We start from the raw sequence: 17,795 nt of genomic DNA, 5'->3' as shown, positions 1-17,795 counted from the left end.
CCAAGCAGGTACCCCGCAGACCTAGATTGGAAGGGCAGGCCACAGCCAGGGGGCGTCCATGCGAACGTTCGAAGCTCTGCGATCCTCGATCTCTCTGCGTGTACTGGCGGTGATACTGCTGGTCGTATCCGTGTGGGCGGTGCTCGGCCCGCCGTCGGCGTCCGCCGAGCCCCGCATCACCAGGGTGGACGTGTATTCGGAGTCGATGGGCCGGTGGGTGGCCAACGACGTCATCTCTCCCGCATCGGGCGCTCCGGCGCCCACCTTCTACCTGCTCACCGGGATCGGCGGCGGGTCGGACGGGATCTCCTGGTTCAACAACACCGGTGTGCGGGACTTCTTCGCCGACAAGCACGTCAACGTGGTAATGCCGATCGGCGGCCAGTACAGCATGTACACCGACTGGGATGCCGACGACCCGGTCCTCGGCCGGAACAAGTGGCAGACGTACCTGACGACCGAACTCCCCGCCGCCATCGACAGCCGCTTCGCGACCACGGGGGCGAACGCCATCGGCGGGGTGTCGATGGCAGGCGGCGCGGTACTCGACCTCGCCATTCAGGCTCCGGGTTTCTATCGTGCCGTCGGCTCGTACAGCGGGTGTGCCGCGACGAGCGGACTGCTGGGCCAGGCGATGGTGCGGTCGATGGTGGAACTGCGGGGCGGCGGCAATGCGGCCAACATGTGGGGCTCCGCCATGGATCCGCGGTGGCGGGTACACGACCCGATTCTGAATGCCGAACGACTGCGCGGCACAGAATTGTTCGTCTCGAGCGGCAACGGGCTTCCCGGCAGCATCGACAACCACGACCCCGTGCTGGTGGTGCCCCAGACGATCGGCGGCAGCGTCGTCGAGATGGTGACCAACGTGTGCGCGGCCGCGTTCCAGTCGCGGCTGCACTCGCTGGGGATTCCCGCCACGTTCGCCTATCTGTCGCAGGGCACGCATTCGTGGGGGCTGTTCGAGACCGAGTTACGGGAGTCCTGGCCCGTCATCGGCAGTGCGATCGGGGCGTGACCCCAGGGAGCGCTCCAGGATCGGCCCGATGACCGCGAGGGCTTCCGGTGTGGTCATCCGCAGGTGGTCGCACTCCACCTTGTGTTCGACGATCACGCCGGTGATCGCGGGCTGCCAGACACTCGGCGACGGCCGTTCGCCTTCCTCCCCGTCGGCGGACTGCGCGGCGCTGAAGAACAACAGGTCGCCGTCGAACACTCGCGGCCGGTATCCGGTGGAGATCTGCTTCGAGTTCTCCAGGCCGGTGCTGATGCGACCGAGGAGGGTAGACGCGAAAGCGGGGTCGCGGCCGAAGGATCGTCCGAGCATCTCGACCAGTTGCTCGCGGTACGACATGCCGGTGTCGCCCTCGCCCTCGAACTCGACACCCAGCCCGTGCAGCCACTCCTCGGCGTTCACCTCGAGGTCACCGAAGTTTTCGCCCTCCGCGACGTAGCTGTCCATCATCGCGAGTGTGCCGACCTCGGCGCCGGACTCACGGAGTTCGACGGCGACGGCCTGGGCGATGACACCGCCGAGGGACCAGCCCAGCAGGTGGTAGGGCCCCTGCGGCTGCACCGCGCGCATCTCGACGACGTATCGGTGGGCGAGCTGCGCCATCGACTCGAACGTCGTTCCGCCACTGAGGACCGGCAGCTGCAGCCCGTACACCGGGCGGTCGGGCGAGACGTATTTCATCAGTCCGGCGTATCCCAACGCGAGTCCGCCCGCCGGGTGCAGGCAGAACAGCGCGGGTTGCGCACCGGACGCCCGGAACGGAACGACGACGTTCAGCACGTCGTCCGCCGGCATGCTTCCGAGCGCCGACGGGTCGACGATGCGGCGAGCCAGGCCCTCCGGGGTGGGGTTGCGGAAGATCCATTGCAGCGCGACGTCGGTGCCGAGCAGGTCGCGGAGCGCGGACGCCACCCGGGTCGCGACGAGCGAGTTCCCGCCCAGTTCGAAGAAGTCGTCGTCGGCTCCGACGCGTTCGATGCCGAGGACGTCGGCGAAGACCTCCGCCACCGCCTCCTCGACCGGGGTGGCGGGTGCCCGGAATTCTCTGGGCGCGAGCACCGGTGCGGGTAGCGCTCGCCGGTCGAGCTTGCCGGTGCGGCCGACGGGCAGCCGGTCGAGCACCACCAGCTGGGCGGGCACCATGTACGGGGCGAGGTGGGATCCGGCGTACCGGAGTACCCCGGCGGTGTCGATGCTCGCCCCGGCTTCGGCGGTCACGTATCCCACCAGCCGGTCGCCGGTGCCGCTGTGCACGGTGACCGCCGCGCGGCCGACGCCGTCGCAGCGGGCCAGCACCGATTCGATTTCACCGAGTTCCACCCGCTGGCCCCGGATCTTCACCTGGAAGTCGTTGCGTCCCACGTACTCCAGTCTGCCGACCTCGCTCCACCGCACGAGGTCGCCGGTCCGGTACATGCGGGAGCCGGGTTCGCCGAACGGGTTCGCCACGAAGGACGCGGCCGTCAGCGCCGACCGCCGGTGGTAGCCGCGCGCGAGCCCCGGCCCCGCGACGTACAGTTCCCCGATCACCCCCACCGGAACGGGCTGCAACCATGTGTTCACCACGATCACGTCGACGCCCCGCCCCGGGCCTCCCACGTTCACCGGTTCGTCCGGCGACAGCACCTCGCTGATCGTGGTCTGCACCGTCGCCTCGGTGGGTCCGTATCCGTTGAAGACGAATCGTCCCGGGGTCCAGCGGTCGGCCAGTTCGGGTGGGAACCGCTCGCCCGCGACGGCGAGAATCCGCAGGGACGGAACGTCCTCGGGGCGGAGGGTGTCCAGGATCGTGGGTGTGAAGAATGCGTGCGAGACGTGTTCGCTCGCGAGGAGTTCGGCCAGTTCCCGTCCCCCGAGGACCGTCGGTGGCACGACGACCAGTGTCGCGCCGACGGCGAACGCCATCAGCAGTTCGAACAACGACGCGTCGAAGCTCGGTGACGCCAGATGCGACACCCGCGCACCGTGCATGGATGCGAACCGTTCCCGTTCCTCGACTGCGAGATTCGCGAGTCCGCCGTGCGTGAGCACGACCCCCTTCGGTGTTCCCGTCGACCCCGACGTGTAGAGCAGGAACGCGGCGTGGTCGACTCTCAGCGGACGCGGACGGTCGGCGTCGGTCACCGGGTCGCTGGAGTACCCGTTCGCCACCTCGGGATCGTCGAGCAGCAGCCACGGCACCACGCCGGGCAACCGGTCACGGTGCGCCGTCACCGTCAACCCGACCACCGCGCCCGAATCCTCGAGCATACTGCCGGTGCGCGCGGGCGGCAGGGCGGGATCGACCGGCACGTACGCCGCCCCCGATTTCGCGACCGCCCACACCGACAGCACCCATTCGAGCGATCGCGGCACGCCGATCGCGACGAAGGCGTCCGGTCCGGCACCCCGACGGATCAGCGCCCTGGCCAGTCGGTTCGACCGCTCGTCGAGTTCCCGGTAGGACACGGTGACGCCTTCGCACGACACTGCGGTCGCCCCCGGTGCGAGCGCAGCGCCCGCGGTGAGGACGTCCGGGAGCGTGCGTTCCGCGGCCGCGGGAAAGCCGCGCATGGGTACGAGTTCGTCCCGTTCGAGGGCGTCGAGGATCTCGAGGTCGCCGACCCTGATCGACGGGTCGGTGACGGCGGTGTCGAGCATCCGGACGAACCGGTCGGCCAGGCCGGCGACGGTTTCGGCGTCGAAAAGGTCGGTGGCGTAGGTGAAACCGGCCGTGATGCCGGCCGGTGTTCCGTCGTCCGTGTACTCCTCGGACAACGTCAGCTGCAGGTCGAACCTGGCGATCGTCGCACCGAGGTCGATGCCCTCGACCTCGACGCCGGGCAGCGAAAGGTCGGGGCGCTCGACATTCTGGAACTCGAGCAGCACCTGGAACAGCGGTGAGTGTGCCGTCGAGCGGGGCGGATCGAGCGCTTCCACGACCTTCTCGAACGGCACCTCCGCGTGGGCGTACGCACCGAGATCGACGTCGCGCACCTGCTCGAGCAGTTCGGAGAACCGGCTCGCGTCGGAGACGACGGTCCGAAGCACCACGGTGTTGACGAACATCCCGATCACGTCGTCGAGGGCGGCCTCGCCGCGCCCGGCGACCGGGGTGCCGACGGCGATGTCCTCGGTACCGGACATCCGCGCGAGGAAGGCGGCCAGGGCGGCGTGCGCGACCATGAACACGGTCGACTGGTGCGTGGACGCCGTCGCCAGCAGCCGGCGGTGCAGAACGGCGTCGATCTCGAATCCGACCCTGCTCCCGTCGGGTGTGCGTTGCATCGACCGCGGGCGGTCGGCGGGCAGGTCCAGGGCGGCGGGGAGGCCGGACAGCGTGGTGCGCCAGTAGTCCAGTTGCTGCGACACCATCGACTGCGGATCGTCCTCCGACCCGAGGAGCTGACGCTGCCAGAGCGTGAAGTCGGCGTACTGGACCGTGGGCGGGTGCCACTCCGGGGTGTATCCGGCCGCCCGCGCGGTGTACGCCACCATCATGTCGCGGGCGAGCGGGACCATCGACACTCCGTCCGCAACGATGTGGTGGACCACGACCAGCAGCACGCGATCGGTGCCGGAGATCTCGAACACGGCGGCCCGCAACGGGATCTGCGCAGTGACGTCGAACCCCTCCGAGACCGCCGCCGACAGCCGTTCCCGCAACTCCTCGTCGCTCGGCACCGGTGTGACGGGCAGGTCCGGCACCGAATCAGCAGCAGGGAGGATCACCTGCACCGGTTCGTCGCCGGCCATCGGGAAGCGGGTGCGGAGCGATTCGTGGCGCTTCACCACATCGGATACCGCGGCCCGCAGTGCCCCGAGGTCGAGTGCGCCGGTGAGCCGGAACGCCATGGCGATGTTGTAGGCGGGCGAAGAGGTGTCGAACTGGTTGAGGAACCACATGCGGGTCTGCGCCAGGGACAGGGGAATGCGTTCGGGGCGCGGCGCTGCCCGCAACTCCGGCCGGTGCGTCAGCACACCCGCTTTCGCCGCGCGCGCGGCGAAAGCCGTCACGGTCGGTGCCTCGAACAGGGCGTGCACGCCGACGTCGACGCCGAGAGCGGCATCGACCCGGGCGACGACCCGGGTGGCCGACAGCGAGTCTCCGCCCAACCGGAAGAAGTCGTCGTCGGCACCGACGCAATCGACACCGAGGACGTCGCCGTACACCTCGGCGACAACGGACTCGAACGGGGTTGCCGGAGCGCGGAATCGACGCGCCGGAGCTTCCGGTGCGGGGAGTGCGGCACGATCCAACTTCCCACTCGCCGTCACCGGCAACTCCCCCAACACCACCACCACCGACGGCACCACACCCCCCGGCAACACCGACCCCGCAAACTCCACCACCACACCCGGATCCACCCGCACCCCCACCTCCGGCACCACATACCCCACCAACCCACCACCCTCACCCACCACCACCGCAGCAGCCACCACCCCCGGACACCGCACCAACACCGACTCCACCTCCCCCAACTCCACCCGCTGACCCCGCACCTTCACCTGAAAATCAGCACGCCCCACAAACACCAACGACCCCAACCCATCCCACCGCACCAAATCCCCCGTCCGATACAACCGCGACCCCACCACCCCGAACGGATTCGCCACAAACGACCCCGCCGTCAACCCCGCCCGCCCCAAATACCCCCGCGCCAACCCCGCACCCCCCACATACAACTCCCCCACCACACCCACCGGCACCGGCCGCAACCACCCGTCCAGCACCACCACCTCCACACCCACCGCCGGACCCCCCACCGTCACCACACCCCCCGCCACCAACGCACCACTGACCGTCGCCTGCACCGTCACCTCCGTCGGCCCATACGCATCGAACAACTCCCGCCCCGGCGCCCACCGCGCCACCAACTCCGGCCCCAACACCTCCCCCGCCACCACCAACACCCGCACCGACCCCAACACCCCCGACTCCACCGACGCCAACACCGACGGCGTCACAAAACAATGCGTCACCCCCTCCACCTCCAACCACTCCCCCAACGCCGCACCCCCGAACACCCCCGCCGGCGCCACCACCAACCGCGCCCCCACCGAAAACGCCATCAACCACTCGTACACCGACGCATCAAAACTCGGCGACGCCACATGCGACACCCGACACCCCGACCACAAACCAAACCGAACCCGCACCTCCTCAACCAAATTCGCCAACCCCCCATGCGTCACCACCACCCCCTTCGGACGCCCCGACGACCCCGACGTATACATCACATACGCCGCATCCCCCACCCACAACCGCCGCACCCGATCCCCATCCGACACCCCCACCCCCGACACCCCCACCACCACACCCGGATCATCAACCCGCAACCACTCCACCACCGACGGCAACACCACCCCCGACACCGACAACCCCACCACCGCACCCGAATCCACCAACAACTCCCGCACCCGCACCTCCGGCAACCCCGGATCCACCGGCACAAACGCCGCCCCCGACTTCACCACCGCCCACACCGCCACCACCAACTCCACCGACCGCGACACCCCCACCCCCACCACCACCCCCGGACCCACACCCCGCCCGATCAACACCCGCGCCCACCGATTCGACCACTCATCCAACTCCCCATACGACAACTCCACACCCCCACACGACACCGCCACACCACCCCCACCCAACCCCACACCCCCCGCCAAAATCTCCGGCAACAACCGCACCCCCACACCAGCCCTACCCCGCACCGGCACCAACACCCCCCGCTCCACCACACCCAACACATCCACACGAGCCAACGGTGTATCCGGATCGGAGGCCATCACCTCGAGCACCCGGGTGACCCGGCCGGCCATCGCGTCGACGGTGGCCCGGTCGACGAGGTCGGGTCGGTAGTGAAACGTCATGCGCAGCTGCGTGTCCACCGAGAAGGCGACGCTCAGCGGATAGTGCGTGGCGTCGACGCCGCTCACGTCGACCACCCGGATGCCGGCGAGGTCGGTGTCTTCGGTCAGGCCTCCCCGGTCGATCGGGTACGACTCGAAGACGGTTGCCGTGTCGAAACCGATGTCGGGGCCGGCTGCTCGCTGGATGTCGGCGAGACCGAGGTGGTGGTGGTCGAGGAGGGCTGCCTGTTCCGCTTGTGTCCGGTCGAGCAGCCGGCCGAGCGTTTCCCGGGGGTTCAGCGTGATGCGTGTGGGCACGGTGTTGACGAACAACCCGATCATCGATTCGACGCCGGACAGGTGCGGCGACCGTCCGGACACGGTGCTCCCGAACGTCACGTCGTGGCGGGACGTCGCTGCGCCGAGCACGATGCCCCACGCCACCTGCGTCACCGTGTTCAGTGTCGTGTTGCGGGTACGCGCGAGGGTGGTGAGGTCGGCGGTCAGTTCCTCGGACACAGCGTACCGAGCACTCTCGGGAGGAGCCGACAGCGGCCGTCCCCGTGCGTCGGGAAGGAGCAGCGTCGGACCGTCGACGCCGGCGAGCGCGGTCGCCCACGCCACTCGCGAGTCCGCAGGGTCCCGGCGATGCAGCCACGACAGGAAGTCTCGGTAGGGCCGGGGTCGCGGCAACGCCGAAACATCGTCGTCTCCGACCACATAGAGCGCGAGCAGCTCGCGGATCGCCAGCGGCATCGACCATCCGTCGAGGAGGGTGTGATGATTGGTCCACACGAGCCGGGATTCGTGGCTGCCGGTCGTCACGAGCACGAACCGCACCAGTGGTGCCCGGGACGTGTCGAACGGCGTGGCCCGGTCGGCGGTCAGGACCCGGTCCAGTTCGGCGGACCGCGCGGCCTCGGGCAGATCCGTGAGGTCGATCTCACGGAACGGGAGGTCGACGTCCGCGGGTACCACCTGGACGAATGTTCCGTCTCGGGCGGGAACGAACGCCACCCGCAGATTCGCGTGCCGATCCAGCAATGCGGTGGCGGCCCGGCGCATCCGGGCCGGGTCGACGGCACCCTTCAGGTGCAGTGCCACCTGGACGGTGTACGCGTCGATCGACGGTTTCGCGAGCAGGGCGTGGAACAGCAACCCGGCCTGCAGGGGTGCGGGCGGCCACACGTCGGTGAGCGCGCCGAAGCGCTTCTCCCACGTGTCGAGGTCGCCCTGGGTCACGTCGACGAGGGGGACGTCCGACGGTGTGAGTCCGCCTGCGTCCCCACTGTGCGCGTGGGACACCAACGCGGACACACACTCCCGCCACCGTTGTGCCAGCCGCTCCACGTCGGCGTGCGCGAGCAGAGTGTCCGGGAAACCGAACCCGACCCGGAGTCGTCCGCCGATCACGATCGCGTTGACCTCGACGGCGGCGGACGCCGGCATGTCGGGGTCCGGGACGTACCGCAGGTCGCCGAACCCGTCGGCGGGACTCCAGCCGACCGCGGTGTCACCGTCCGCCGAATCCGGAACCTGACCGAGATAGTTGAAACTGATCTGCCCCGGTTCCGTTCCCGGCAGGCTGCCCGCGGTGTCCGGGTTCAGGTAGCGGAGCAGTCCGTAACCGATGCCCATGTCGGGGACTTCCCGGAGCTGTTCTTTCACGCGCTTCACGGCGCTGCCGATGTCGTGGCCGCCGACGAGTGCGTTGTCGAGGTCGATGCCGCGGAGATCGACGCGCACGGGGAAGACCGTCGTGAACCAGCCGACCGTGCGGGACAGGTCGGCACCGGGCACCACCTGCTGCTCCCGGCCGTGCCCTTCCAGCCGGATCAGCATCGACGTTCCCGGGATCCCCCGCTCCGCTCGCCACCTCGACGCCGCCACCGCCAGCGCCGTCAGCAGGACGTCGAGGACACCCCCGTGATACAGCTCCGGGAGGCGTGTGAGCAGAACGGACGTGTCGTCGCGGGAGGTCTCGACACTCACGTCCTGCAACGCGGTCGCGAGGTCCAGGCCCGGATCGAGGGGGCGTTCGGTGATCAGCGGGTCGGGTCCGGCGACGACGTTCTGCCACCACCCCAGCTCGGCGGCCCTGTCGCTGCGGACGGCTTCTTCGGCCAGCGCGTGCGCCCACCGGCGCATCGACGTCGCCGGTTCCGGGAGGGCCGGTACGCTCCCGGAACTGATCTGATACCAGGCAGCTGCGAAGTCGGGCAGCAGAATCCGCCACGACACCCCGTCGACCGCGAGGTGGTGTGCCACCACGATCAATCGTCCGGTCCGTGCCGGGTGCCCGGCGGCGGACTCCGGGTCGAGCCAGACGAACTGGACGACCACCCCGTCGGACGGGCGCAATCGCTCCACGGCCGCTTGGTGCTCGGCCGCGATCAGGTCTGCCAGCGTGCCGGGATCGGACCCCGGGTCGACGACGATGCGACGGACCAGTGAGTCGGTGTCGATCTCGGTCGCGGCACGAGTCTCCATCTGCCACTGCCCGTTTGCGTCCTTACAGAGCCGTGACCGCAGCATGTCGTGTCGCGCGAGCACCGCGGTGACGGTCGCGAGGAGCCGGCCCGAGTCGATGCCGCCCGGGAGGTCGAGCAGCACGCTCTGGCTGAACCGCTCGAAGTGCCCGCCGCGCTCGATCAGGTACCGGACCACCGGGGTCGGCGGGAACGTACCGATGCCGCCGCCCGCGAGTTCGGCGAGCGTAACTGTGGTCTCAGCGTCCGCGATCGCCGATTCCGCCGCGAGCGCGGCCGCGGTCCGGTGCTCGAACACCTGCTGCGGCGTGAACACCAATCCTCGTGCCTTGGCACGGGACACCAGCCGGATCGACAGGATGCTGTCGCCGCCCAGCGCGAAGAACGACTCGTCCAACCCGACCTGGTCGAGCCCGAGGACTTCGGCGAACACCGACGCCAGTGTGTGTTCCGCAACTGTTCGTGGCGCGCGGTGGGGTCCGCGCGCCACGACGGGTGCGGGGAGTGCGGCACGATCCAACTTCCCACTCGCCGTCACCGGCAACTCCCCCAACACCACCACCACCGACGGCACCACACCCCCCGGCAACACCGACCCCGCAAACTCCACCACCACACCCGGATCCACCCGCACCCCCACCTCCGGCACCACATACCCCACCAACCCACCACCCTCACCCACCACCACCGCAGCAGCCACCACCCCCGGACACCGCACCAACACCGACTCCACCTCCCCCAACTCCACCCGCTGACCCCGCACCTTCACCTGAAAATCAGCACGCCCCACAAACACCAACGACCCCAACCCATCCCACCGCACCAAATCCCCCGTCCGATACAACCGCGACCCCACCACCCCGAACGGATTCGCCACAAACGACCCCGCCGTCAACCCCGCCCGCCCCAAATACCCCCGCGCCAACCCCGCACCCCCCACATACAACTCCCCCACCACACCCACCGGCACCGGCCGCAACCACCCGTCCAGCACCACCACCTCCACACCCACCGCCGGACCCCCCACCGTCACCACACCCCCCGCCACCAACGCACCACTGACCGTCGCCTGCACCGTCACCTCCGTCGGCCCATACGCATCGAACAACTCCCGCCCCGGCGCCCACCGCGCCACCAACTCCGGCCCCAACACCTCCCCCGCCACCACCAACACCCGCACCGACCCCAACACCCCCGACTCCACCGACGCCAACACCGACGGCGTCACAAAACAATGCGTCACCCCCTCCACCTCCAACCACTCCCCCAACGCCGCACCCCCGAACACCCCCGCCGGCGCCACCACCAACCGCGCCCCCACCGAAAACGCCATCAACCACTCGTACACCGACGCATCAAAACTCGGCGACGCCACATGCGACACCCGACACCCCGACCACAAACCAAACCGAACCCGCACCTCCTCAACCAAATTCGCCAACCCCCCATGCGTCACCACCACCCCCTTCGGACGCCCCGACGACCCCGACGTATACATCACATACGCCGCATCCCCCACCCACAACCGCCGCACCCGATCCCCATCCGACACCCCCACCCCCGACACCCCCACCACCACACCCGGATCATCAACCCGCAACCACTCCACCACCGACGGCAACACCACCCCCGACACCGACAACCCCACCACCGCACCCGAATCCACCAACAACTCCCGCACCCGCACCTCCGGCAACCCCGGATCCACCGGCACAAACGCCGCCCCCGACTTCACCACCGCCCACACCGCCACCACCAACTCCACCGACCGCGACACCCCCACCCCCACCACCACCCCCGGACCCACACCCCGCCCGATCAACACCCGCGCCCACCGATTCGACCACTCATCCAACTCCCCATACGACAACTCCACACCCCCACACGACACCGCCACACCACCCCCACCCAACCCCACACCCCCCGCCAAAATCTCCGGCAACAACCGCACCCCCACACCAGCCCTACCCCGCACCGGCACCAACACCCCCCGCTCCACCACACCCAACACATCCACACGAGCCAACGGTGTATCCGGTGCCTCGACCGCGGCGGCGAGAATGTGGGAGAGGCGCTGCGCGTCACCGGGACCGTGCACGTCGACGGTCCAAGAACCGTCCCGGTCGTCGACCTCCACGAACACCCCGTCACCGGCGGAGTCCCACCGCTTCACGACGGCGACGGCACCCGTACCGATGCGCTCGACGCCGAGCGGTTCCCGCATGCCGCCCGCGACGGACCACGAGTTCACCGGACCATCTGTGGAAGCGAGGAACCGGTGTCTCCGGGATCTCCGCAGTTGCAGACCCACGTGCCGTGTCAGCGCATCGAACGTGAGTTGCGGTGCGAGGGAGAGCCTCACGGGTGTGGTGGACCCGTGCGACCGGTGCCCGACCACCACGTCGTCGACGGCCGTGCGGCTGTGCCGGTACACCGCCAGCGCGGCGAGTAGGACGGCGGCGGGACCGCCACCGCTGCGGCGTGCGAGCCGCACGAGCGCGCCGTCGGCGGGAATGGTGAACGGGCCGAGGTTCTCATTCTCGGAGACCGGACCGGGCGGGGTCTCGTGTCGCGGCGCTCCGGCGAGCAGGTGCTCCCAGTAGCGGCGGTCGTCCGCCCACGAGTTGCTCTCGCGGTACCGCGCATCGGAGGTCAGCGGGACGGAGGGCGACACGAACGGCCGGGACTCCGGCGGCGGGGTGGGGGCGGATTCCCCCGCCTCATAGGTCTCGGCGGTGCGGTGGACGATCGCCGTCATGCCCGGTTCGTCGTTCACCAATCGGTGGTAGCGCTGGAACCACCCGTATCGGCCGTGCGGCAATCGGAACAGGGCGTGCACGTACAGCGGTCCGGTGCCGGGGTCCATCGGGCGGGTCAGCTCGTGGTCGATCCATGTCGTCACGAGTCGGCCGGGGTCGTCGGACGCGGCGGCGTCGAGGACGTCCGGGCCGGTCACCGGGGCGCCGGTAACCTGCCCGGGTTCCGGGCCGTCGAGCACGAAAGTGCTGTGCAGTCCGGTGCATTCGGCCAGCGTCTGCTGCAGCACCCGGGAGAACCGGTCTTCGTCGAGCGGGCCGTCGAGTTCGAGATACTGGCCGAAGGAGGCGTCGGGAACACCGGCGCGGAGCACCGCGAGCTGGTCGTAGGTGAGGGGCAGCACCTCACCGGTACTCATGGAATCCTCGCCCGGTCTTACGCCCGAGATGACCGGCCTCGACCAGGGCGACGAGCGGCTCGGGCGGGCGGTAGTGGTCGTCACCGGTCAACTCGCGCAGCGCGGTCATCGTGTCGTGGACGTTGTCCAGGCCGATCAGGTCGGCGGTCCGCAGTGGTCCCATCGGGTGGCCGAGGCAGCCTTCGAACAACGCATCGGTGGTGTCCGCGTCGGCGATACCGTCGCCGAGGGCGGTCGCCGCCTCCGCGATACACAGCATGAGGACACGGTTCAGCAGGAATCCAGGTCCGTCGCCGACGACGATGCCGGTCTTGTCCAGTGTGGCGAGGAGCGTCAGCGCACGGTCCAGCGACTGCGGCGACGTCCGCGGCCCCCGCACCACCTCCACGGTGTCCTTGAGCGGGGCGGGGTTCATGAAGTGCAGTCCGACAACCTGTTCCGGTCTCGTGGTACTCGCGGCGAGTCGGTCGACGGGGATGCCGGAGGTGCACGACGCGAGTAGCGCGTCGGGTGCGCACACACGGTCCAGTTCGGCGAAGACCTTCTCCTTGAGGTCGATTCGCTCGGGGACGCATTCGATGACGACGGCGGCGTGCCGCAGATCGGTCAGCTGCCCGGTCCAGTGCACCCGCGCGGCGGCTTCGGCGGGTTTCGGACCACCGGCCCGGCCGAGGAGTATCGCGAGCCGCAGCGAGTCGCGCATCCGAGACCGCGCCTGTTCGACGGCCCGCGGGTCGGGGTCGACGACGATCACGTCGTGGCCGGCCTGCGCGAGACATTCGGCCACCCCGGCGCCCATGGTCCCCGCCCCCACCACACCGACGCTCATCGCACTGCCTTCACTCATCGCGCCGCCTCCGTCGAAAAGCCTGTGTCGTCCTGGTGCACGTACTCCATCGCCACCTCCTGGGTGGGCAGGTCGGGATGAGCCACGAGTCCGGCAAGCAGCCGCCGGAGGTCGGTGAGCATCGCGGTAGCCGTGCTCCGGTCGAAGAGGTCGGTGGCGTAGTCGAGTTCGAGGGTGAGTGCCGTCGGACCGCGGGTCCACGACAGCCCGAGTTCGACGGGCGACAGGTCTGCCCGTTCGGCGCTGTCGTCGCGCTCCCCGTCGCAGCGCACGGGGAAGTGCTGCGCCGCCGTGTCGGCCGCGCGAGGATCCGAAGACAGCTCCCGGCGTACGGTCTCCACCAGCTCCGGGTAGGTGGGATCTCCCGACAGGTCCGCGACCACGAGCCGCGGCGATGCCCCCGGTCCCGGGGCGGTGCCCACGGCCACCTCGTCCTGCGCCGTGTACCAGGCGAGGAGCGTGAGCCAGGCGGCGAGCAGTTCCGGGTGGCCCGGTTGTCCGTCGAGTGTCGCCGTCACCCGTGCGGTCGAGTAGCTCGGCGGTTCCGCGCCGGTCGAGGGTTGCCGGGGCCGGTCGGCCGGGACCAGGGGTGGCGCCACCAGCCGCGCCACCGGGGCGGGGGCCGCGTCGGTCAGGAACACGGAAACAGGTTGTGTGCGAGGCGCATCCGCGACACCTTCGAGGATCCGGACGTATTCGGCGCACAGCGCGGCGGCAGTCTGCTCGGTGAACAGTTCCGTGCTGAACTCGAGCCCGGCCGCCATGCCGTCCTCGCCGCCCCGCTCCGTGGTGACGAGGGTGAGATCGAACTTGGCCGTGCCGGACGGCACCCCGCCGAACGCGATGGCCGCGGGATCCTCCTGGTCGAACAGCGTCTCGGTGAGTCCTTGCTGCGACTGCAGCGCCGGCAGTTCCTGGTGGACGTGGCAGACGTCGAACAGTGGTGTCCGGCTCAGGTCCCGGTCGCCGGTGAGTGCGGTCACGACGCGGTCGAACGGGATCTCCTGGTGTTCGAGGGCGCCGAGCACGACATCACGCACGCGTGCGCACAGCTCCGTGATGTTCGGGTCCCCGGACAGGTCGGCGCGCAGTGCCACCGTGCTGTTGAAGTACCCGATCATGCCGGACAGTTCCGGCCGGTTGCGTCCGGTCGTCGGTGTCCCGACCACGAGGTCGCGCTGGCGGCTGCGGCTCGCCATGAGGAGGTAGAACGCGGAGAGCAGCACCACGAACAGCGACACAGACTCCCTCCGGGCCACGGCCCGCAGGCTCCGGGTCAGCTCCTCGGAGACGGTGAACGTGTGGAACGCGCCGGTGAAGTTCTTCCGCTCCGGACGCGGGAAGTCGGTGGGCAGCCGGAGCAGCGGTACGTCCTCCAGAACGGTTCTCCAGTATTCGAGTTCGGAGTCGAGCGCGGCACTCGCGATGAGTTCCCGCTGCCACAGGGCGTAGTCCCAGTACTCGATGGGGAGCGGTGCGAGGTCGGCGCGGCGGCCGGCGCGGCGTGCCGCGTACAGGGCGGGCAGTTCCTGCTCGAAGATCCTCGGCGAACCCCCGTCGTTGACGGAATGGTGGGTGGTGACCTGCAGGACGTGCTCGTCGGGGCCGATCCTGATGAGCAGTGCCCGCACAAGCGGGTCGGTGGCCAGGTCGAACGGTGCCACCGCGGCCTCGTGCACGAGGGCCCGGGCCGCGGCCACCGGATCCGGTTCGCCCGACACGTCGGCGGTACGGAAGAAGTCGCCGAGGGTTTCGCGGATCCGCAGTTCCGGCTCCCCGTCGACCTCGACGTAGTTGGACAGCAGCACCCGGTGCCGTGCGGCGAGGTCGTCCCACATTCCCCGGACGGCGGATTCGTCGATCGGCCCGTGCAATTCGCTGACCATCGGCAGGTTGTAGATGGTCGTCGCGGCGTCGAGTTGGTGATGGAACCACATGCGTACCTGACCGAACGACATCACGTGCCGCCCCCGCGGCATGATCGGGGGCAGCCCACCGGACGCGGACGTGCCGTCCGCGAGGAGTGCGGCGAAGTCTGCGACCTTCGGCCGCTCGTAGAGGTCGATGAGTTTGGGCCGGACCCCGTATCGGTCCGACACCCGGTCGACGAGTTGCATGCCGATGAGCGAGTTTCCACCGAGGTCGAAATAGTCGTCGTCGGCGCCGACGTCCCTCTCGCTGTGGAGCAACTCGCGCAGTGTCGTCTGCAACCAGTCGAGGCTGTCTTCCGGCGCGTCCGTCACCGATCGGGGGCTCGGTTCCGCCGACGGATTGTCCGGGGCGTCGTCCCAGTCGGGTTGGCCCGGGAGGTCGAACCAGCACCGCGAACCGCGCATCGGGTGGCCGGGTAGCCGCACTCGCCAGGCCGAGTCGTCACCGCGGTCGACGGCCGCCCAGTCGAGGTCGACTCCGCGCTCGTACAGCCCGGCGAGGAGGTGCGTGACCGCGTCGGACGTGTTCGGCGCACGGAGCATGTCGGCGTCCGCCGTGTCGCGGAGAGCGTCGGCGAGCAGTGCGCCGAGGCGTCCCTCCGGGCTCGGCTCCACGAAGACGACGGGTCCGTCCGCGAGCATTCCCTTCGCGACGGCGACGAGCCGGTCGGTGTCGATCGAGGGGTCCGCGGCCGCGGCGGCGATGTCGGCAGCCTCCACCGCCGACAGTGTGTCCCGCAGATACCGGGCCGCGTACCGGGACACGCCGCCACTGAGGACGGCGTCGACGGTGACTCCCGCGGCCCGGAGTTCCCGGTGGACGGCGATCTGGCCGGCAAGGAGGTCCGCCTCGTCGCCGGTGGCCGGAAGCTCCGACGGCAGGGTGCGGCCGCGCAGTGCGGGCGGCATCCGGTCGGGCGACAGCAGCAACGCCACGGCGGGGCGTTGCCGGGTGGTCGGTGCGGAGCCCTCGCCGCGGACGTCGAGTTCGGCGGCACGGGCGGCGAGCGACTGCGCGAGTTCTGCGATGCTGCGTGCGTGCACCGCCACCCGGTGGTCGTGGTGCGGGCGGCCGCGATTGAGGGTGAAGACCACATCGTCGAGGTCGTGCCCGCGCACGGCCGTCGCCAGTTCGGTACACAGCGCAGCGAGGGCGCCCACGCTCTTCGCCGACACCCCGACCAGTCGACTCGTGGTGCCGCCGCGCGATCCGGTGGCACGCGCGGGCGGTTGTTCGACCACGCAGTGCGCGTTGATGCCGCCGAGGCTGAACGAACTCACCCCCGCCCGCCGGGGTCCGGTCTCGTCGCTCCACGTCCGGGCCTCGGTGACCACCTCGATCCCGTTGCCCGCGAGGTCGACTCCACCGGTGGGCCGTTCGAAGTGCAGCGACGGGTACAATTCGCCGTGCTCGACGGCCAGGATCGCCTTCACGAGGCCGGACACCCCGGCGGCGTGGTCGAGGTGACCGATGTTGGTCTTCACCGAACCGATCGGCAGTACGCCGGGACGGCCCCGGAACGCGGACGTGATCCCTTCGAGTTCGACCGCGTCGCCCAGCGGAGTTCCCGATCCGTGGGCCTCGAGGTACCCGGCATCGTCCGGGGTGAGACCCGCCTTCTGCCAGGCCCGGGAGATGACGGCCACCTGCGCCCGGGCGCTCGGGGAGCTGATCGTCGCGGACGAATGACCACTGGACACCGTTGCGGTGCCACGGATCACGGCGTGGACCGGGACGCGGTCGGCGCGGGCGCGGGCCATCGTGGTCAGGAGAAGCGCCGCCCCACCCTCCCCGACCGCGGTGCCGTCCGCGTTCGCGTCGAACGCGCGGCAACGCCCGCCGGGTGACATCAGTTCCGCGGATCCCTCCGCCATGTCGGCGCGGAGACCGTTCACCCGCAGACTGACTCCGCCCGCGAGGGCGAAATCGGCGTCACCCGACCGCAGCTCCCGGCAGGCGTGGTGCACCGCGATCAGCGATCCGTTGCAACCCGAGTCGACGGCGTAGCAGGGGCCGGTGAGGCCGAGTTGGTACGCGATCCGGGCCGGCACGGCGAACGGAACGTTGCCCAGTGTGCTCAGCACACCCGGTTCCGCCCACATCGCCGGATACGTCGAGGTGGCGGCGCTGAACACCACCGCCGTCGCGCTGTCGCGGAACTCCGCCACCGAGTATCCGGCGTCCTCGACCGCCTGATATGCGAGGACCAGTGCGATCCGCTGTTGCGGGTCGATCAGCGACGCTTCCCGTTTCGACAAGGTGAAGAAGGCGTAGTCGAACGTGGAGATGTCCTCGACGAAACCCATCGCGTGGTAGTGCGAGGGAGGTCCCAGCCCGGTCGCCTTCGCCCGTGACCGCGACAGCGGGCGCACCGAATCCCGGCCCGCCGCGAGATTGGCGCGGAACTCCGCCAGGTTCGCGGCCTCGGGGTAGCGCGCGGCGATGCCGACCACGGCGATGTCGTCGTCGCCCGGTGTGGGATGTCGCACGGTCACGGTTGCCTCC

The 17,795-nt window shown here is 69.7% G+C and carries 4 protein-coding genes; 1 reads left to right on the top strand and 3 read right to left on the bottom strand.

Annotated elements, in window-relative coordinates; genetic code table 11:
- The first annotated feature begins 58 nt into the window (after window positions 1-58).
- The gene (locus QM806_RS14435; protein WP_283291849.1) at window positions 59-1,018 is read left to right on the top strand and encodes an alpha/beta hydrolase; all 960 of its coding nucleotides are present in this window, start codon (window positions 59-61) and stop codon (window positions 1,016-1,018) included.
- Here the strand turns inward: QM806_RS14435 and QM806_RS14430 are convergent.
- Genes QM806_RS14430 through QM806_RS14420 form a run of 3 tightly spaced genes read right to left on the bottom strand, consistent with a single transcriptional unit; the run spans window position 974 to window position 17,785 of the window.
- Complete coding sequence (locus QM806_RS14430; protein WP_283291847.1) at window positions 974-12,511, bottom strand: non-ribosomal peptide synthetase; 11,538 nt, start codon at window positions 12,509-12,511, stop codon at window positions 974-976. The genes QM806_RS14435 and QM806_RS14430 overlap by 45 nt on opposite strands.
- Entirely contained in the window at window positions 12,498-13,358 is an 861-nt protein-coding gene (locus QM806_RS14425) for a 3-hydroxyacyl-CoA dehydrogenase family protein (protein WP_054248597.1), read from the bottom strand. The genes QM806_RS14430 and QM806_RS14425 overlap by 14 nt, the downstream gene beginning before the upstream one ends.
- The gene (locus tag QM806_RS14420) at window positions 13,355-17,785 is read right to left on the bottom strand and encodes a condensation domain-containing protein (RefSeq protein ID WP_054248596.1); all 4,431 of its coding nucleotides are present in this window, start codon (window positions 17,783-17,785) and stop codon (window positions 13,355-13,357) included. Before QM806_RS14420 ends, QM806_RS14425 begins: the two co-directional genes overlap by 4 nt.
- Between the last annotated feature and the right edge of the window lie 10 nt (window positions 17,786-17,795).

This window comes from Rhodococcus sp. IEGM 1351 (assembly GCF_030056875.1).
Classification (GTDB): Bacteria; Actinomycetota; Actinomycetes; order Mycobacteriales; family Mycobacteriaceae; genus Rhodococcus_F; species Rhodococcus_F opacus.
The sequence above is the reverse complement of the archived record's forward strand: the minus strand, read 5'-3'. Positions and strand labels throughout refer to the sequence as shown.

Excerpts from the sequence above, each read along its gene's own strand:
- QM806_RS14425 (WP_054248597.1), bottom strand. The coding sequence starts at position 13,358 with ATGAGTGAAGGCAGTGCGATGAGCGTCGGTGTGGTGGGGGCGGGGACC.
- QM806_RS14435 (WP_283291849.1), top strand. The coding sequence starts at position 59 with ATGCGAACGTTCGAAGCTCTGCGATCCTCGATCTCTCTGCGTGTACTG.
- QM806_RS14430 (WP_283291847.1), bottom strand. The coding sequence starts at position 12,511 with ATGAGTACCGGTGAGGTGCTGCCCCTCACCTACGACCAGCTCGCGGTG.